Source organism: Crossiella sp. S99.2, assembly GCF_023094165.1.
Taxonomy (GTDB): Bacteria; Actinomycetota; Actinomycetes; order Mycobacteriales; family Pseudonocardiaceae; genus Crossiella.
Genome location: NZ_JALMDK010000004.1, coordinates 282,583 through 299,051, shown reverse-complemented (window position 1 = coordinate 299,051; position 16,469 = coordinate 282,583). Strand labels below are relative to the sequence as shown.

Genomic DNA, 16,469 nt, shown 5'->3' with positions numbered 1-16,469 from the left:
AGAGACGGAGCACCCCGCATGCCGTTGATGGAGCCGTACCGGATCAAGGTTGTCGAGCCGATCCCGATCACCACTCCGGAACAGCGCGAGGCCGCGCTGGTCGAGGCCGGGTACAACCAGTTCAACCTGCCCGCCGACGTGGTCACCATCGATTTGCTCAGCGATTCCGGCACCGGCGCGCTGTCCGCGGCCCAGCAGGCCGCCTCGGCGCTGGGCGATGAGTCCTACGCCGGCGCGCGCTCCTTCTTCCGGTTCCGCGAGGTGGCCGAGGAGCTGACCGGTTACCCACACCTGATGCCGGTGCACCAGGGCCGGGCAGCCGAGCGGATCCTGTTCACCGCGTTGCTGAAGCCGGGGCAGTTCAGCGTCAGCAACACCCACTTCGACACCACCAGGGCCAACGTCGAACTGCTCGGCTGCACCGCGCTCGACCTCCCCGGCCCCGCCGCCAAGAACCTGGACGAACCGTCCCCGTTCAAGGGCGACATCGACCTGGAAGCCCTGCGCCGGGTGCTCACCGACGGCACCCCCGTCGGCCTGGTGATCATGACCATCACCAACAACGGCGGCGGCGGCCAACCGGTCTCCATGGCCAACCTGGAAGCGGTCGCCCAGCTGTGCCGCACCCACGAGGTGCCGTTCTTCCTGGACGCCGCCCGCTTCGCCGAGAACGCCTGGCTGGTCACCCAACGCGAACCCGGATACGAGAACCACACCCCGCGCGAAGTCGCCCGCCTGGCCTTCGACCTCGCCGACGGCTGCGTGGCCAGCCTGAAGAAGGACGGCATCGTCAACATGGGCGGCCTGCTCGCCCTGCGTGACGCGGACCTGGCCGGCCGCTGCGAACTCCTGCTGATCGCCACCGAGGGCTTCCGCACCTACGGCGGCCTGGCCGGCCGCGACCTGGACATGCTCGCCCAGGGCCTGCGCGAGGTCACCGACCCCGCCTACCTGGCCACCCGCGCCGACCAATCCCGCTACCTGGGCGACCTCGCCGTGGCCGCCGGCGTCTCGATCGTCCAGCCGGCCGGCATCCACGCCATCTACCTCAACGCCGGCCGCCTGCTCACCCACCTCCCGCCCAGCGCCTTCCCCGGCCATGCCCTCGCCCTGGAGCTGTACCGCCGCGGCGGCATCCGCTGCGCCGAACTGGGCTCGCTGTACCTGGGCGAGTTCGACGAGGAGTCCGAGCTGACCAAGCCCGCGCCCCACGAGCTGGTCCGGCTGGCCATTCCCCGCCGGGTGTACACGCAGAGCCACCTCGAGTACGTCGGGGAGATCCTGGCGGAGATCGCGAAGGATCCGGAGCGGGTGCCGGGGTACCGGCTCACGCACAACCCGCCGCTGCTGCGGCACTTCAACTGCCGGCTGGCGCCTCGCGCCTGATCCGCTCGGCTGGGTCGGCGCCGGCGTCCCGCTCACCGGCGTCCCGCCCGCCGCCGTCCTGCTCGCCGCCGTTCTGCTCGGTGCCGCGCTCGCCGCAGGCACCGGACTGGCTGCCTGGAGCCTGGCCGTCCCCGCTCGGCTCCGGTGGTGGTTGCTGCTCGACTCTGATGGTCGCTGCTTGGTTGCCGCGCGCGTGGCCGGTGCTCGTCCTGCTTGTCCGGGGAGCCCGGTCCGCCGCCGCCACCGTTCCTCTGCGGAACGCGGAAACCCCGGTTTTGGTTGCCTTCATGTTTGGATCTTGTCGCTCGGACGGGTGAAAAGTGGCGGGTCGCTACGCCTGAGGCGGGTGCGAAGTGGGGGCGAAGTGGTGCTGGTTCGGACCGCTGGTCTGTTGCGTGGTGAGGTGGGGCGCCAGCCATTTTACGGCGGTGTCCGAGGAGTGCCGGACCAGTTTCCACAGGGCCGGGGGTGGTGTCTCGGCGCTGGGTGGGGGTCTGGGTGGGGAGTGGCTATTTTCTTGCGCTCACTGCAACGGGGTGGCTCCGGTGCCGTGTTGCCGGGTGGGGTGTTGAGCTGATCCGTCGTCGTCAGCACGTCGGTCGACTGATCCGCGGTTGTGCGCACCTTGGGTGTTGCCTGGCGTTCTCGCTGGAACGGCCCAGAGGACGGCGGCCCCTTGCCGTCCCCCTGTGGCCTCGGCGCCGTAGGTGCGCCGGTCCCGGTCAGTGTGTGCCGGAGTTGCCGGTGTCGAGCACTTCCTGCTTTTTCGGGTTCACAGCGTGACCTCCCCACTCTCCTCGTACCTGCTTTCGTGGGATCGCACTCACTCCCACGGGTGTTAGCCATACCTCATCACTGTCCCCCTGTGCCCGGCAAACCCGCCACAAAGTCACGCATCCGGAACCTGCCTTGACCTCGGGTCACCGCCCAGGGTTGGGGAAATGGGGAGGAACCTGAATCCGCCGAGTCCGGTTGGCGACCGGCACCAGCTCACCCGGCCGTGGCTGCGCCTGGTCCAGCCTGGGGTGCCGTTGCCGGCCCCGGAGCCGCCGGCGCTGCGGCCCTGGCCCGCCACCGCCCACCCGCCGAGCCAGGCCCCTGCACCTGCCCCGGCGCCGCGGGCGCGCAAGCCCACCGACCAGAACGACGTTCGTCTGGCCATGGAGTGTCCGTTCGGTTGTGGGGTCACTGTGCGTGGGCATGTCGCCGAGATCGTCGGGGAGGTGATGGGTGTGCACGTCTGGCTGTGGCACGAGTGGCAGTTCTCCGATCGGCATCATGGGACGCCGCCGATCGTGACGTTCCGGTAGTCCGTGCGCCGCCGACCGGGTTGAGTTGGCCGCCCCACCGGGTGGTTCCGCAGGTCAGCGGGCCCGCTCGCCAGTACCTTCGCGCCAGGCCCAGGTACGGCGAACGGGGAGACATGAGCACCGGGACCACTGACGCCACCGCGCTGACCGTCGAGCTGAGGCGGGACGAGCACGTCGACCTGCGGCTGGTGCACGAGATGTTCCAGACCCTCGGTGAGTCGCAACCTGAACTGGACGAGGAGGACCGTGGGGTCCTGGGCGCGGTGGTCGCGCGCCGGGGCGAGGTCCTCGTCGGCTGGGTGGAGTTGTTCTGGCCGGAGCTGCCGGAGACCGATGCCGGGTTGCAGTGGGTGTTGGTCGAGCGGGAGGCGCGGCGGGTCGCCGGGGCGGTGGGCGAGGGCTCGGCCAGTGAGGTCGAGGTGTTGTCCGTGCTGGTCACGGCCGCGGTGGAGCTGGCGCGCGAGGCCGGCTGCACCGGGGTCCGGTGGTGTGACACCGAGGGTGGGCTGGATCGGCGGGTGGCGGCCGCGGTACAGGCCGTCACCGCGGCCGAGCTGGGCCGGGTCTGGCGGCTGGAGCTGGCCGGCTGGCAACCGCCGGCCGGGCTGCCGGAGGTCGTGGTGCGCGAGTTGCCGGTGGAGCCGACCGACGCCGAACTCACCGAGTACGTGGAACTGTGCTCGGCGGTGCTCGGCGGGGAATGGACCGTGGACGACGTGGCGGACGCGGTCGGCGCCGACCTGGCCGGCTACCTGACCGTGGACCTGCGCGACGTCGACGGGCGGCCCAAGGCGTTCACCACCGCGGTGCTCGTCGACGACGAGACCGCCGAGGTCGAACTCGTCGTGCACCGGGACACCAGCGCGGCCGAGTTGCTGGTGCTGCTGGTCGCGGTGATCGAGCAGGCGCGGGCCGAGGTCTCCGGGCTGGTGGTGCGCGAGCTGGAGGACCCGGTGCTGGCCGAGGCACTGGCCGGGGCCGGGCTGGTGGTCGCCGACGAGTGGCTGGCCTACCGGCTGGCCTGCTGAGCCACCGGTCGGGTCACCACGGCGAGGGCGCGTAGTCCTTCAGGAAGCAGCCGAACAGGTCCTCGCCCGCCTCGCCGCGCACGATCGGGTCGTACACCCGGGCCGCGCCGTCGACCAGGTCGAGGGGGGCGTGGAAGCCCTCCTCGGCCAGGCGCATCTTGGTCGGGTGCGGGCGTTCGTCGGTGATCCAGCCGGTGTCCACCGCGGTCATCAGGATCCGGTCGGTGGTCAGCATCTCGCCCGCGCTGGTGCGGGTGAGCATGTTCAGCGCGGCCTTGGCCATGTTCGTGTGCGGGTGGCCTGGGCCCTTGTACTTGCGGCTGAACTGGCCTTCCATCGCCGAGACGTTGACCACGTACTTGCGCCGCGCCGCCGCGGCCGCCATCGACGGGCGCAGGCGGCTGATCAGGATGAACGGCGCGGTCTGGTTGCAGAGCTGGACCTCGAGCATCTCCAGCGCGTCCACCTCGTGCACCCGCTGGGTCCAGCTGTTGACATCGTGCAGGTCGGGCACCAGGCCGCCGGCGTCGATGGCGATCTCGGCGGCCACCCGCTCCGGCGAGGCGGATCCGGCGGTGAGCGCGAGCGCGGTCAGGTTGTGCGCCTGGGCGCTGGCCTCGCTCGGCGACACCGAGGACAGTGAACCGGCCAGCGCGGCGGGGTGCGCGTCGCTGGTGTGGCCGAAGGTGATCAGCTCCGGCAGCGGGCCCGCGGGCAGCGGCGCGGCCTCGGCGGATTCCAGCAGCGCGTAGGAGCCGGGGGAGCGGCGCACGGTCTGCGCGGCGTTGTTGATCAGGATGTCCAGCGGGCCCTGTTCGGCGACCGAGTCGGCCAGCGCGACCACCTGGGCCGGGTCGCGCAGGTCGATGCCGACCACGCGCAGCCGGTGCAGCCAGTCGCCGCTGTCCTCCATGGCGGCGAAGCGGCGCACCGCGTCGTTGGGGAAACGGGTGGTGATGGTGGTGTGCGCGCCGTCGCGGAGCAGCCGCAGCGCGATGTACATGCCGATCTTGGCCCGGCCGCCGGTGAGCAGCGCGCGCCGACCGGTCAGGTCGGTGCGCGCGTCCCGGCGGGCGCGGTTGAGCGCGGCGCATTCGGGGCAGAGCTGGTGGTAGAAGGCGTCGACCAGGTTGTAGCGCTGTTTGCAGTGGTAGCAGGCGCGGGCGCGGATCAGGGTGCCCGCGGTGGCGCCCGCGGCGTTGGAGACCAGCGGGATGCCCCTGGTCTCGTCGTCGATGCGCTCGGGTGAGCCGGTGGCGGTGGCCGCGGTCACCGCGCGGTCGGCGTCCATCTCGGCCAGCCGCTTGGCCTGGCGGCGGCGCTTGCGCACGTCCTTGAAGATCCCGGCGGTGGCGCGGCGGATGGCCACCGCGTCCGGGTGTTCGGTGTCGAGTTCGCCGACCTCGGCCAGCACCTGGAGGCAGATCGCCATCCGGTCCCGGTCGATCCCGGGGCCGTCCGCCTGCTCGATCTCCTCGTCGACACTTGCCGTCATCGCTGCTCAATCCGTTCCGCTACGCCGCTACCGCCCTGAACACTGTACGTGGCGGCCGGCCGCGGTCAGCCGGACAGGGACCAGACCGCGTGCGCGACCGCGTCGGTGTTGCGGTCCAGCGCGGTGACGTCGATGTTGCGCACGGTGTCGCAGGCCCGGTGGTAGCAGGGGTCATACGGCGCGCCCGCGGTGCCGCCCCACTTGCGGGCCTGGGCGGCGGTCTTGCGGCCCTCGGCGCCGGTGAACGGGCCGCCGACCGGGATGTTGTACCGGGTGAAGGAGGCGTGGTCGCCGCGACCGCCCATGTCCAGGTCCTCCACCGGCACGCCGATCCGGGCGTAGTACTCCTTCAGCGCGCGCTCGATGGCCAGCGAGCCCGCCGGGTAGCGGTCGCCGTCGAGCACGAAGTAGGCGGTGTTCACCGAGCCGATCATGTCCACGTTGAGATAGGACTTGATCTTGGCGCGTTCGGCGGCCGGCAGGGTGTTGACGTAGTGCGCGGAGCCGATCATCCACAGCTCCTCCGCGCCCCACCAGGCGAACCGCAGGTGCCGCTTGACCGCGGGCTTCTCCCTGGCCACGGCGAGCGCGACCTCCAGGATCGCGGCCGAGCCGGAGCCGTTGTCGTTGACGCCGGGGGCGGTGGTGACGCTGTCCAGGTGCGCGCCGGTGAGCAGCACGTTCGACTCGTCGCCGCCGGGCCAGTCGGCGATCAGGTTCCAGCCGGTGGCGCCGCGATAGGTGAAGGACTGGAGGGTGGTGCGGAAGCCCGCGCTGTCCACAATGGACTTGAGATAGTCGATGGAGGCGCGGTAGCCGGGGCGGCCGTGGGCGCGGTTGCCGCCGTTGGCGGCGGCGATGGCGTCGAAGCGGGTGAGGTGGCGTTGCACGGCGGCGACCGGGATGTCGGGTGCGGCGAGGGTGGAGGTGTTGTGGGCGGCGGTGGCGGGGATCCCGGGGGTGGCGGTCGCGGGGGTGGCGGGGAGGAGCAGGGCGGTGGCCGTGACGGCGAGGAGAAGTCTTCGCATGGGCGGAAGTCTGTTGCGGCGCAACGCCTCGGGTGGGCCCGCGACGTAATTGCGCCAGTGCCGCACCGCATCTGTGCCAGCCCGCCCGGGACCGTCGGCCGGACACCTAGCGTGCGGCCGTAGGTTCCCGGACTCTAGGAGCGTGCTCATGCCTGTGACAAGGACGGTCTCGCGAGCCCTCACCGCGCTGACAACCGTTGCCCTGCTTGGCTTTTCCTTCGTGTCCCCGGCTGTCGCGGCCTCCAGCACCGGCCAGGCCCGCGCCACCGGCATACTCAGCGCGCCGATATATGCCGCGCCGCCGAATATCCCGGACGCGAACGTGATGGCGCATATGCAGCAGTTCCAGGCCATCGCCGATCGCAACGGCGGCAACCGGGCGCACGGCAGGCCCGGCTACAAGGCCTCCATCGACTACGTCAAGGGCAAGCTGGACGCCGCCGGGTTCCGCACCACCCTGCAGTCCTTCACCCACAACGGCGCCACCGGCTGGAACCTCACCGCGGACTGGACCAGCGGCGACGCCAACCAGGTGGTGTTCCTGGGCGCCCACCTGGACTCGGTGACCGCCGGGCCCGGCATGAACGACAACGCCTCCGGCTCGGCCGCCGCCCTGGAAACCGCCCTGGCCGTGTCCAGGGAGAAGCTGGTGACGCAGAAGAAACTGCGCTTCGGCTGGTGGGGCGCGGAGGAACTCGGGCTGATCGGCTCCCGCTACTACGTCAACGCGCTGCCCGCCGCCGAACGCGCGAAGATCAAGAGCTACCTCAACTTCGACATGGTCGGCGCCCGCGCCACCACCACCTGGGGTGTCTACAACGACAACGCGAGCATCCAGCAGATGTTCCAGGCCTACTTCCGCGGCAAGGGCATCCCGACCCGGACGATGAACATCGGCGGCCGCTCCGACCACGCCAGCTTCTCCCGGGTCGGCATCCCGGTCGGCGGCATCGGCAGCGGCAGCGATCCCTGCTACCACCAGCGCTGCGACACCATCACCAACGTCGCGGCGAACGTCATGGGCGTGGCCACCAACGCCGCCGCTCACGGCGCATGGACGCTGGCCGGTGCGACGGTCACGGCCAGGCAACCCGCCGCGGCGTAGGTGGGTGACCCTCCGGGCGGCGGGTAGTGTCCCGCCGCCCGGGGCGGTAGATGTCGAGTACCCCTGCTGCTCGGAGTGTGTGGCATGTTGGAGGTGCTCGGCCTCACCGCTGATCAACAGCGCGTCTACGAGATCGTGCTGACCCGCCCGTCCTGGACCACCGACGAACTGGCCGTCACGGCCGGTCTCGACCCCGCGCACACCGCGGACCTGCTTGCCTTCCTCGACCAGGCCGGCCTGGTGGTCGCCGCGGACGGGCGCTGGACGCGGGTGCCGCCGGACTCGGCGATCGAGTCCTACATCGTCTCCCACCACCAACGACTGCACCGGGTGCGCGCGCTCATCCCGGCGCTGATGACCATCTACGACCGGGCCACCGGCGACTCGGAGAACCACGGGCCGGTCGAACTGCTGCGCGGGCACGCCGCGATCGCGCGGCGCTGGGCCGGGTTGCAACGGGCCGCGCGGTTCGAGGTGTGCCAGTTCGAGCGGCCGCCCTACGTCGCGGGCTCGGCCAACGAGGAGGCCCGCAGCGCACTGGCCGCCGGCGTGGTCTACCGGACCGTCTACGACGCGTCCTATGTGGACTGCGCGCACGTGCTGGACGCCTTGCACCGCAGGCGGGCCCGCGGCGAACGCATCCGGGTGCTGCCCGGACTGCCGACCAAACTGGGCCTGGTCGACCGACGGTGGGCGATCCTGCCGGTGGCCATCGGGCACGAGACCGACAGCGCGCTGCTGGTCTCCGCCTCGGCCCTGCTGACCGGGTTGCGCTCGCTGTTCGAGCACAGCTGGCAGCGCGCCGCCCCACTGCCCGGCCAGCACGCCACCCCCGGCGTGGACTGGCGGGTCCTGGAACTGCTCGCCGCCGGGCTCACCGACAAGACCATCGCGCTCCGCCTGGGCGTCAGCCTGCGCACCGCGCAACGCCACGTCCGCGCGCTGATGGACACCCTCGGCGCCACCAGCCGGTTCCAGGCCGGGTTGCGCGCGGCCGCATTGGGACTACTCGACCGCGGAATGCTCGACCGCGGCCAGCGCGGCCGGGTAGGGTCCGAACCGGCTCCGCCGCGCCATCCGTCCGTCCCCCAGGAGCGAGCATGACCCGCAGGAACGCCCTGCGCAGCGCCGCCACCGCCATCCTCGTCTCGACCGCCCTGATCCTGGGCGCCCTGCCAGCCTCGGCCGACGTCGGTCCCTGGCGGACCCTCGGCTCCGACCACGCCCGCGCACTGGACGAGAGCCAGGGCCTGGCCACGATCATCCGTGACGGCAACGGATCCATCCGCTACACCGGCATCGGCACCATCCCCCTGGACGTGCGCACCAGGGGCTGGGACCACGTCGGCGACCCCGGCTCCCGCGCGGGCGTCTACGTCGAGCCGTACCAGAGCAGCACCTTGCGCGCCAAGATGTTCCGGGTGCAGACCGCGGACGGCCGGTGGGCGGAGTACGTGCACCAGCTGGAATCCTGGGAGGCCATCAACAACTCCTTCGCCGCCGTGTCCCCCGACGCCCGGTGGCTGGTGTCGGGGGAGTGGGGTGAGATGAACCGGCTGCTGGTCTTCCCCAACCCGGGGGTGGCCGTCACCGATCCGGGCAAGAACCTGCCGTACGCCTTCGCGATCCGGCTGGACCGCACCGTCAGCAACCTCCAGGGCTGCGAGTTCACCTCGGCCACGCAGCTGCTCTGCCCCTCCGACGGTCCCGGCAAACAGTTGCTCCAGGTCGATCTGGACGCCGCGCTGGGCGGCACGGACGTCCGCGGGGTGGTCCGGGAGCTGGGGCAGTTGCCGTTGCAGAGCGGGTGTTCCGGCAGTTTCGAGGTCGAGGGCATCGACTACGACTTCCGGGACGGCACGCTGCGGGTGGTCGTGCTCTCGCCGAGCATCTGCGTGGCCTTCGACAGCAAGACCTGGCGGTTCCGCCGCTAACCGCGGCGCAACCTCGGGTAGTAGGCAAGGTGATCGGCGTCCTCGCGGGCGCGGATCTCGGCCACCGAATGCATGGTGGGCAACGGCGCGTACCGCGGCACCCGGCTGCGGTGCGCGCCGATCCGCACTGTCGGCGCGGGTTGCGGACGTCGGGGCGGGGCCAGCTTGTCGAGGGCCTGCTTGGCCTTGGCGAGCAGTTCCCGGGGCTGGGGCAGGGGTTTGGGCTCGGTCAGGCCCGGTCCGCTCCACCGCCACAGGATGGCGATCCCCACCAGCGCGGGCAGCATGACCAGGATTCCGGCGATCGATGCGGTGCTCATGCTCCGGCCAACGTCCGCCGAAGCGGGAATGGTTCAGCGGGTTCGGGTGAAGACCACCGTTCGGCCGATCGGCGACAGGCCCAGCCCGGCGTAGAGCCGCGCGGGCACTGGGTAGGCGGCATCGCCCCTGGGCAGCACGGTGGCGGTGTTCGCGCCCAGCGTCCGCATCCGGTGCAGTACCGCCAGGCACACCGCCCTGGCCAGGCCCAGCCCGCGGAACTCCGGATCGGCGCCCACCGGCTCGAACGTGCCGACCCGGGACCGCGAGTCCAGCCAGCCCAGGCAGAACGCGGCCAGGCGGCCGTCCGGGGCGTGCACCACCAGGTCCAGTTCCCGCCGGTACAGCCAGGCCCTGGTGACGTTGGTGTAGCTGTCCACGGTGACCCGCGACGGGTGGAACGCGGTCCGGTGAATCCTCACCCTGGCAACGAGATCGGTGGCCTCGGCGAGCGAAAACCCGTCCGGTAGCACGACTTCCGGCAGCTCGTCGAGGCCGCCGACCATCCGCTGGAAGAACGGGCCGTCCACAGTGGACTCGGTGTACCCGTTGGCATGCAAGGAGTCCACCAGGTGGCGTTCCCGGTCCAGCACGTGCACCGACAGCCCTCCGGCAGTCACCGACTCAGCCCAGTCCAGCACCTCGCTCACGAGGTCCGCCGACTCCGGCCGGGTCTGCAGGTACAGCGAGCCGGGCAGGTCCACCCAGCCCCAGGCCAGCACCGTCGATCCCCGCCGCCACAACCGGGTCGGCCAGTCCGGCGCGCGGCCGAGGTGCTGCAACCGGGACCAGGTCAGCTCACCTGGATGCCAGCGGGCGCCCGGCGTCCACACCGCGTCCGTCAGTTCCTGCATGTCGCGCTCGTCCACCGGCCTAGGATGGCCCGAGCACATCAGGGGGGACGAACTAATTTGGATCGCACATTCCAGGTGGACCTGCGTGGCGTGGTCGACCTGCTCAGCCACCACCTCTACTCCAGCCCGCGGGTCTACCTGCGCGAGCTGCTGCAGAACGCCGTCGACGCGGTGACCGCCCGCAGGGCCGTCGAACCCGGGGCGCCCGCCGCCATCGCGATCGACACCACCGGCACCACACTGACCATCACCGACACCGGCATCGGGCTGTCCGAGGACCAGGTGCACGAACTGCTGGCCACCATCGGCCGCAGCTCCAAACGCGATGAACTGGGCTTCGCCCGGCACGAGTTCCTCGGCCAGTTCGGCATCGGCCTACTCTCGGCGTTCCTGGTCGCCGACGAGGTCACCGTGCTCACCCGCTCACACACCGGCGCGCCCGCGGTCGAATGGGTCGGCCGGGCCGACGGCACCTACCGGATCGGCACCGCCGAACGCGCCGAAGCAGGCACCACCGTCACCCTGTCCGCCCGGCCCGGCGCGGAAACCTGGTTCGCCGGACCCACCGTGGTCGAACTCGCCACCCTCTACGGCTCGATGCTGCCCGTCCCGATCACCGTCGGGGGAGCGCGGGTCGCAGGGGACGGGCCGCCCTGGCGCGCCGACGACCGGCCGGCGGGACAGCGGCTGGCCGATCTGGTCGGCTACGCCCAGGACACCGTCGGCTTCACCCCCTTCGACGCGGTCGAACTCGACGTGCCCCAGGCCGGGCTCACCGGCGTGGCCTACGTGCTGCCGTTCCAGGCCAACCCGGCCGAACGCGCCGGACACCGCGTCTACCTCAAAGGCATGCTGCTCACCGAGAGCGCCGACGGCCTGCTGCCCGGCTGGGCCTTCTTCGCCCGCTGCGTCGTCGACGCCACCGAACTGCGCCCCACCGCCAGCCGCGAAGCCCTCTACGACGACGGCCTCCTCGACGAGGTGCGCGAAGCCCTCGGCGCCCAGCTCCGCGGCTGGCTGGTCGGCCTGGCCGCCACCGACCCCGGACGGCTGGCCCGGTTCCTGGGCATCCACCACCTCGGCGTCAAAGCCCTCGCCCTGCACGACGACGAGATGCTCGCGCTGGTCGACGAATGGCTGCCGGTGGAAACCAACATGGGGCGGATGACGCTCGGCGAATTCCGCGCCCGGCACGGCCGGATCCGCTACACCAGCACCGCCGAGGACTTCCGCCAGCTCGCCGCGGTCGCCTCCGCCCAGGGCCTGGCCGTGGTCAACGGCGGCTACACCTACGACAGCGAGATCATCACCAGACTGCCCGCCCTGGACCCCGACCTGGTCGTACAGCGCCTGGAACCCGGCGAGGTGATGACCCGGCTCGCCCCACTCGACCCCGCCGTCGAACTCGGCCTGCGCCCCTTCCTGGCCAGTGCCCAGCGCGCCCTGGACCGGCTCGGCTGCGAGGTCGCGCTGCGCGCCTTCGACCCGCCCGCGCTGTCCGTGCTCTACCTCATCGACCGCGACGCCGCCTTCCAGAGCGAGCTGAAAGCCACCAGGGCCAAGGCCGACCAGCTCTGGGCCGGAGTGCTCGCCGCGTTCGAGAAACCCGCCGAGGACCGGCCGCAACTCGTGCTCAACCACCGCAACCCCCTGGTGCGCCGCATCTGCGCGCTCACCGACCCGGCCATGGTCGCCCTCGCCGTGGAAGCCCTCTACGGCCAGGCCCTGCTGCTCGGCTACCACCCGATCCGGCCCGCCGACGCCGCCCTGCTCAACCGCTCGTTCCTCGGCCTGCTCGACGCGGCCGTGCCCCAGGAGGACACCCAGTGAGCCCCGAGGAACTCCAGGACAAGCTGCGGGCCAGCCACGACCTGCCCTACGGCCCGGCCCGCACCGCCGCGGTCGAGGAGGTCATCCGGCACGCCGACGCGCTCGGCCTGGCCGAACTCCAGTACGCCGCCCGGATCTTCAGCCTGCAGGCCTACCGCTACGGCGCCGAACCGGCCAAGACCTTCGTGCCCTTCGCCTGGTGCCTGGCCGCCTACGACCGCGGCGAGGGCGACCAGCGCTTCGACCACCACCTGTTCTGGAACTTCAAGGGCATCGTCAGCGCCCTCGCCGACTTCCCCGAAGTCCCCCTGGCGCAGACCCAGGCCGTGCTCGACGACATGGAACGCCGCTACCGGCTCGCCGGACACGGCCTGAATCCCGTGCACCAGTACCGGGAAATGCTCGCCCGGCACATCGGCGACCGGGACACCGCGGCCGAACAGTTCCGGCTCTGGGACGCCAGCCCGCGCGGCGAACTCTCCGACTGTGTCGGCTGCGAACCCAACGGCAAGATCAACCACCTGGTCTGGCTCGGCCGGGACGAGGACGCGGTGGCCGCCGCGCTGCCAGTGCTCACCGGGCAGCTCAACTGCCGGGAACAACCGCACAGCATCCGCACCGACCTGCTGCTGCCCTACCTGCGCACCGGCAGGCTCACCGAAGCCGCGCAAGCCCACCGCGGCGCCTACCGGGCGATCCAGCACGACCGCGCCGAACTCGGCCTGATCGCCGAACACCTCGTCTTCTGCGCCTGCACCGGCAACCACCCGCGCGGCCTGGACATCCTGACCCGCCACCTCGGCTGGCTCGACGAACCCAGCAACCCCAACGCCGCCATGCGTTTCGCCGCCGCCGGCGCGCTGGTGCTCACCCAGGTGATCGAGGCCGGCCACCCGGACACCCCGGTCCGCCGACCCGCGCACCGCGACCGGGCCGCCGTGGACTGGCCGGCCACCGCGCTGCGCGACGAACTCGCCGAACAGGCCCTGGACCTGGCCGCCCGCTTCGACGCCCGCAACGGCAGCAGTGAACAGGGCGACCGGATCCGCGCCACCCTGTCCGCCGAACCACTGGTCGAGCACCTGCCGCTGTCCGGCCCGGCCCGCGCCGCCACCAGCCTGCCCGTGGCCGCACCGCCGCCGGTCAGCTACCCGGACACCCCGGAGGACCTCGCCGACGCGGCCGAAGCCGCCACCCACCGGGAGGACGACGAGGTCGCCGCGGCGGTGTGGGCCCGCTTCGACCAGGTGTGCCCGCAACCGCCGCCGCCGCTGCGCGCCCGGCGCCTGGCCGCCCGCGCGCAGGCCACCTTCGACACCGACCCGGACGGGGCCAAACACTGCCTGCGCGAGTCCCTCGGGCTCTTCGCCGAGCACGGCGAACCGGTGCGTGCCGAGACCACCCGCAGCCGCCTCGGCCTGGTGCACTGCTACGACGGCGACGGTGAGGCGGGACTGGCCCTGCTGCGCGCGGCCATCGAGGCGCTGCGCACGGCGGGGGACGAGGAGGCGCTGATCCGCGCCCAGTCCCGGCTCGTCGACGGCCACAGCTGCCTCGACGAGGACGAGACCGCGGCCCGGCTCGCCCGCGACCTGGTTGAGCGCACCGACGGGCACCTGGACCGGCAACTCGCCGCCGACATGCTCGTGCTGGCCACCCACAGGGAACTGGCCCTCGGCGAGGAAGGGGTCCCCGCAGCCCTCGCCTACGCGCGGCGCGGTCTCGCCGTGCTCCGCGAACTGCCGCCCGGCGGCGCGCTGTGGCAGCACCTGTGCACCACGGGCAACCTGACCGCCGCCACCGGCGAACTGGAAGCCGGCTACACCCTGCTCACCGAGGCGTTCCAGGCCGTCGACCCGGTCGTGCGCAGCTACGCCCGGCACGAGGCCGGGCGGGTGGCCATGGCCATGGAGCGCGAGGCCGACGGCTACCGGCACCTCACCGACGCGGTCGCCGACGCCCTGCGGCACCAGGTCGAATCCCTGCCCCGGATCAGGATCGACCTGGCCATCGCGGCCATGGCCGTCGACCTGCCGGAGGAGGCCGCCGACGCCCTGGAGGAGGCCATCGCCGCGATCGAGGACCCAGACCTGCTCGCCAGGGCCAGGTTCCTGCTGCACAAGGCCTACCGCGAACTCGGCCAGCCCGATTCGGCGCTGGCCCTGATCGACCAGGTCGCCGCGCACTGCACCGCGACGGACAACACCTACGGCCTGGCCCAGATGCACGACCTGGCCGCCGACATCCTGGACGGACTCGACCGCGACGCCCTGGCCGCCCAGCGCCACCTCGCCGCAGCCGAGGTGCTGCGCCAGGTCGAGGAAACCCTGCGCGAACTCGGCCACCGCCGCCGCGCCGCCCTGTCCTGGCACTGGGCCCGCGAACCCGAACAGGCCCGCGCCGCCCTGGCCGCCGCCGACCAGCTCGCCACCAGGCTGGGCCAGGACCCCGAGGAGGTCTTCAACCTCGCCATCCTGGACTACGACGCGGCCCGGATCCTCTCCGCCGACGAGGACCTCAACCCGGCCCTGGACAGGGCGAACGCCGCCGCCGAGAAGTTCCGGAGCCTGGACGGGGCGGTGGAGCCCACACTGACCGCTGACGTGCTGCGCGGCCGGCTGCTGGTCCAGCTGGGCCGGGGCGCGCAGGCCCACCCGCTGCTCACCGCGGCACTGGCCCAGCTCGCCGAGGACGCGCCGCAACGGGCGCAGATCGAGCAGCTGCTCACCGAGATCGGCCCCGTGGCCGAAGACCCACCGCCATCCCGCTGGCCCTGGCGCAACCGCGGCTGAGACCAGGGGAGTTCAGGCGCTGACCGGGGCCTGCCGCACTCGGCAGGCCTCGGCGTAGGCCACCGGGGTCAGCCCGATCGCCCTGGTGAAATCGCGGATGAAGTGCGACTGGTCGAAGTAGCCCAGTTCCACCGCCACCTCGGTCCAGGTCCCCGAAGTGCCCTCGGCCAGCCTGGCCGCGGCCTCGTGCAACCGGTACCGGCGCAGCACCCACTTCGGACTCACCCCGACATGCCGGTGGAACAGCCGCTGCAGCGACCGCGGCGAGATGCCGAACCGCTCGCACACATCGCTCACCCTGGTGATGTCCCGGTCGTGCAGCAACGCTCGCACGATCCGGCCCACCTCGGCCGTCTCCGGCGCCACCCCCGGCCAGTGCGCCCGCAGCTGCCGCTCCGCCACCGCCACCAGGTCATCCAGGTCCCGCGCCGCCCCCAGCTCGGCCGCCAGCACCTCGGCGCCGGCGCCCCACAACGCCGACAACGGCCGCACCTGATCGGTCAGCTCCGCCACCGGCGCACCCAGGAACGGCAGGAACCCGCCCGGCCGGAACTTGACCCCGAACACCCGCCCCACCCCCTCGTAGGTGTAGGTGAACCGCGCACTGCCCACCCCGCTCACGGCCAGCCGCCCCCGGTCGAACACCAGGTTCACGCACGGATGCGGCAACAACGTCACCGAAGCCCGCCGACCCGGCGGCAACGCCCAGGACACCAGCCAATGCCGCTCCACCAGCGGCGCCAGGTCCGGCGAGGCCGGCACCCGGGTCAAGGTGAAGTCGACGTTGCGCACCCCGAGCACGCCGTACTCGCTCGTCGTGGCGAGCTGTCGCGTTTGTCCAAGCCGGTCGGTCGGCACGGCAGCCAGGATGCCGCACATGACCGACAACCTCGCCGCCACCGGCCCCGCCCCCACCGGCTACCAGCGCCTGAACACCTTCTTCGCCGCCCCCGACTGCGCCAAAGCCATCGACTTCTACCAGCAGGCCCTGGGCGCCGAGGTGGTCAAACGCCTGGACGCCCCCGACGGCCAGGTCATGCACGCCGAACTCCGCCTCGGCGACTCGATGTTCCAACTCAGCGAACCCATGCCCGACTACGGCATCCTGCCCAGCCCAGCCGAGGGCAACGCCTTCACCATGACCTTCTGGACCGCCGAGGTGGACGCGGTTTACGACCGCGCGATCGAATTGGGCGCGACCCCGGTCAACCCGGTCAGCGACGCTTTCTCCGGTGACCGGATGGGTGTTTTCCGCTGTCCGGCGGGAATCCGCTGGTGTATCGCCCGGCACGACCGCGACGTCCCGGATGAGGAAATCGCCGCCGCGGCCCTGGAATGGACCAACGGCTGACCGGGCCGATCGCCGGGACCACGCGTGAGCCGACACCG

15 protein-coding genes are annotated in these 16,469 nt (G+C 71.9%); 9 read left to right on the top strand and 6 right to left on the bottom strand.

Annotated elements, in window-relative coordinates:
- The first annotated feature begins 18 nt into the window (after positions 1–18).
- Positions 19–1,386 (top strand): tryptophanase, encoded by a 1,368-nt coding sequence (locus tag MZC64_RS17165; protein WP_247757713.1) that lies wholly within the window; start codon positions 19–21, stop codon positions 1,384–1,386.
- Here the strand turns inward: MZC64_RS17165 and MZC64_RS17160 are convergent.
- Entirely contained in the window at positions 1,358–1,675 is a 318-nt protein-coding gene (locus tag MZC64_RS17160) for a hypothetical protein (RefSeq protein ID WP_247757712.1), read from the bottom strand. The genes MZC64_RS17165 and MZC64_RS17160 overlap by 29 nt on opposite strands.
- A gap of 652 nt (positions 1,676–2,327) precedes the next feature.
- Here MZC64_RS17160 and MZC64_RS17155 point away from each other — a divergent pair.
- Together MZC64_RS17155 and MZC64_RS17150 are read left to right on the top strand one after the other, a co-directional pair.
- Positions 2,328–2,696, top strand: a complete 369-nt coding sequence (locus MZC64_RS17155; RefSeq protein ID WP_247757711.1) for a hypothetical protein — start codon at positions 2,328–2,330, stop codon at positions 2,694–2,696.
- 113 nt (positions 2,697–2,809) lie between these two features.
- Positions 2,810–3,724, top strand: coding sequence for a hypothetical protein (locus tag MZC64_RS17150; protein ID WP_247757710.1), 915 nt, complete (start codon positions 2,810–2,812; stop codon positions 3,722–3,724).
- 13 nt (positions 3,725–3,737) lie between these two features.
- Here the strand turns inward: MZC64_RS17150 and MZC64_RS17145 are convergent, their stop codons facing one another.
- Both MZC64_RS17145 and MZC64_RS47850 read right to left on the bottom strand, forming a co-directional pair.
- Positions 3,738–5,219: an SDR family NAD(P)-dependent oxidoreductase gene (locus MZC64_RS17145; RefSeq protein ID WP_247757709.1), complete on the bottom strand. Its 1,482-nt coding sequence runs from the start codon at positions 5,217–5,219 to the stop codon at positions 3,738–3,740.
- Positions 5,220–5,284: 65 nt separating this feature from the next.
- Positions 5,285–6,247, bottom strand: a complete 963-nt coding sequence (locus tag MZC64_RS47850) for a M28 family metallopeptidase (protein ID WP_282105440.1) — start codon at positions 6,245–6,247, stop codon at positions 5,285–5,287.
- Positions 6,248–6,395: 148 nt separating this feature from the next.
- Here MZC64_RS47850 and MZC64_RS17130 point away from each other — a divergent pair, with 148 nt between their 5' ends.
- The 3 genes from MZC64_RS17130 (at position 6,396) to MZC64_RS17120 (ending at position 9,286) form a co-directional block, all read left to right on the top strand.
- Positions 6,396–7,352: a M28 family peptidase gene (locus MZC64_RS17130; protein ID WP_247757708.1), complete on the top strand. Its 957-nt coding sequence runs from the start codon at positions 6,396–6,398 to the stop codon at positions 7,350–7,352.
- A gap of 84 nt (positions 7,353–7,436) precedes the next feature.
- A complete protein-coding gene (locus tag MZC64_RS17125) occupies positions 7,437–8,456 on the top strand; it encodes a helix-turn-helix transcriptional regulator (protein ID WP_247757707.1) in 1,020 nt (339 codons plus the stop codon).
- Positions 8,453–9,286 (top strand): hypothetical protein, encoded by an 834-nt coding sequence (locus MZC64_RS17120; RefSeq protein WP_247757706.1) that lies wholly within the window; start codon positions 8,453–8,455, stop codon positions 9,284–9,286. Before MZC64_RS17125 ends, MZC64_RS17120 begins: the two co-directional genes overlap by 4 nt.
- Here MZC64_RS17120 and MZC64_RS17115 read toward each other — a convergent pair.
- The gene (locus tag MZC64_RS17115) at positions 9,283–9,606 is read right to left on the bottom strand and encodes a hypothetical protein (RefSeq protein WP_247757705.1); all 324 of its coding nucleotides are present in this window, start codon (positions 9,604–9,606) and stop codon (positions 9,283–9,285) included. The genes MZC64_RS17120 and MZC64_RS17115 overlap by 4 nt on opposite strands.
- A gap of 33 nt (positions 9,607–9,639) precedes the next feature.
- The gene (locus MZC64_RS48695) at positions 9,640–10,473 is read right to left on the bottom strand and encodes a GNAT family N-acetyltransferase (RefSeq protein WP_247757704.1); all 834 of its coding nucleotides are present in this window, start codon (positions 10,471–10,473) and stop codon (positions 9,640–9,642) included.
- Positions 10,474–10,515: 42 nt separating this feature from the next.
- Between MZC64_RS48695 and MZC64_RS17105 the strand changes: the two genes are divergently transcribed.
- Both MZC64_RS17105 and MZC64_RS17100 read left to right on the top strand, forming a co-directional pair.
- Complete coding sequence (locus MZC64_RS17105) at positions 10,516–12,288, top strand: HSP90 family protein (RefSeq protein WP_247757703.1); 1,773 nt, start codon at positions 10,516–10,518, stop codon at positions 12,286–12,288.
- On the top strand, positions 12,285–15,080 hold the full coding sequence (locus tag MZC64_RS17100; protein ID WP_247757702.1) for a hypothetical protein: 2,796 nt from the start codon (positions 12,285–12,287) through the stop codon (positions 15,078–15,080). The genes MZC64_RS17105 and MZC64_RS17100 overlap by 4 nt, the downstream gene beginning before the upstream one ends.
- A 12-nt stretch (positions 15,081–15,092) precedes the next feature.
- Here the strand turns inward: MZC64_RS17100 and MZC64_RS17095 are convergent, their stop codons facing one another.
- Positions 15,093–15,938, bottom strand: coding sequence for a helix-turn-helix domain-containing protein (locus tag MZC64_RS17095; RefSeq protein WP_247757701.1), 846 nt, complete (start codon positions 15,936–15,938; stop codon positions 15,093–15,095).
- Between the two features lie 19 nt (positions 15,939–15,957).
- Between MZC64_RS17095 and MZC64_RS17090 the strand changes: the two genes are divergently transcribed.
- Complete coding sequence (locus MZC64_RS17090; RefSeq protein ID WP_247757700.1) at positions 15,958–16,431, top strand: glyoxalase/bleomycin resistance/extradiol dioxygenase family protein; 474 nt, start codon at positions 15,958–15,960, stop codon at positions 16,429–16,431.
- Positions 16,432–16,469 lie beyond the last annotated feature (38 nt).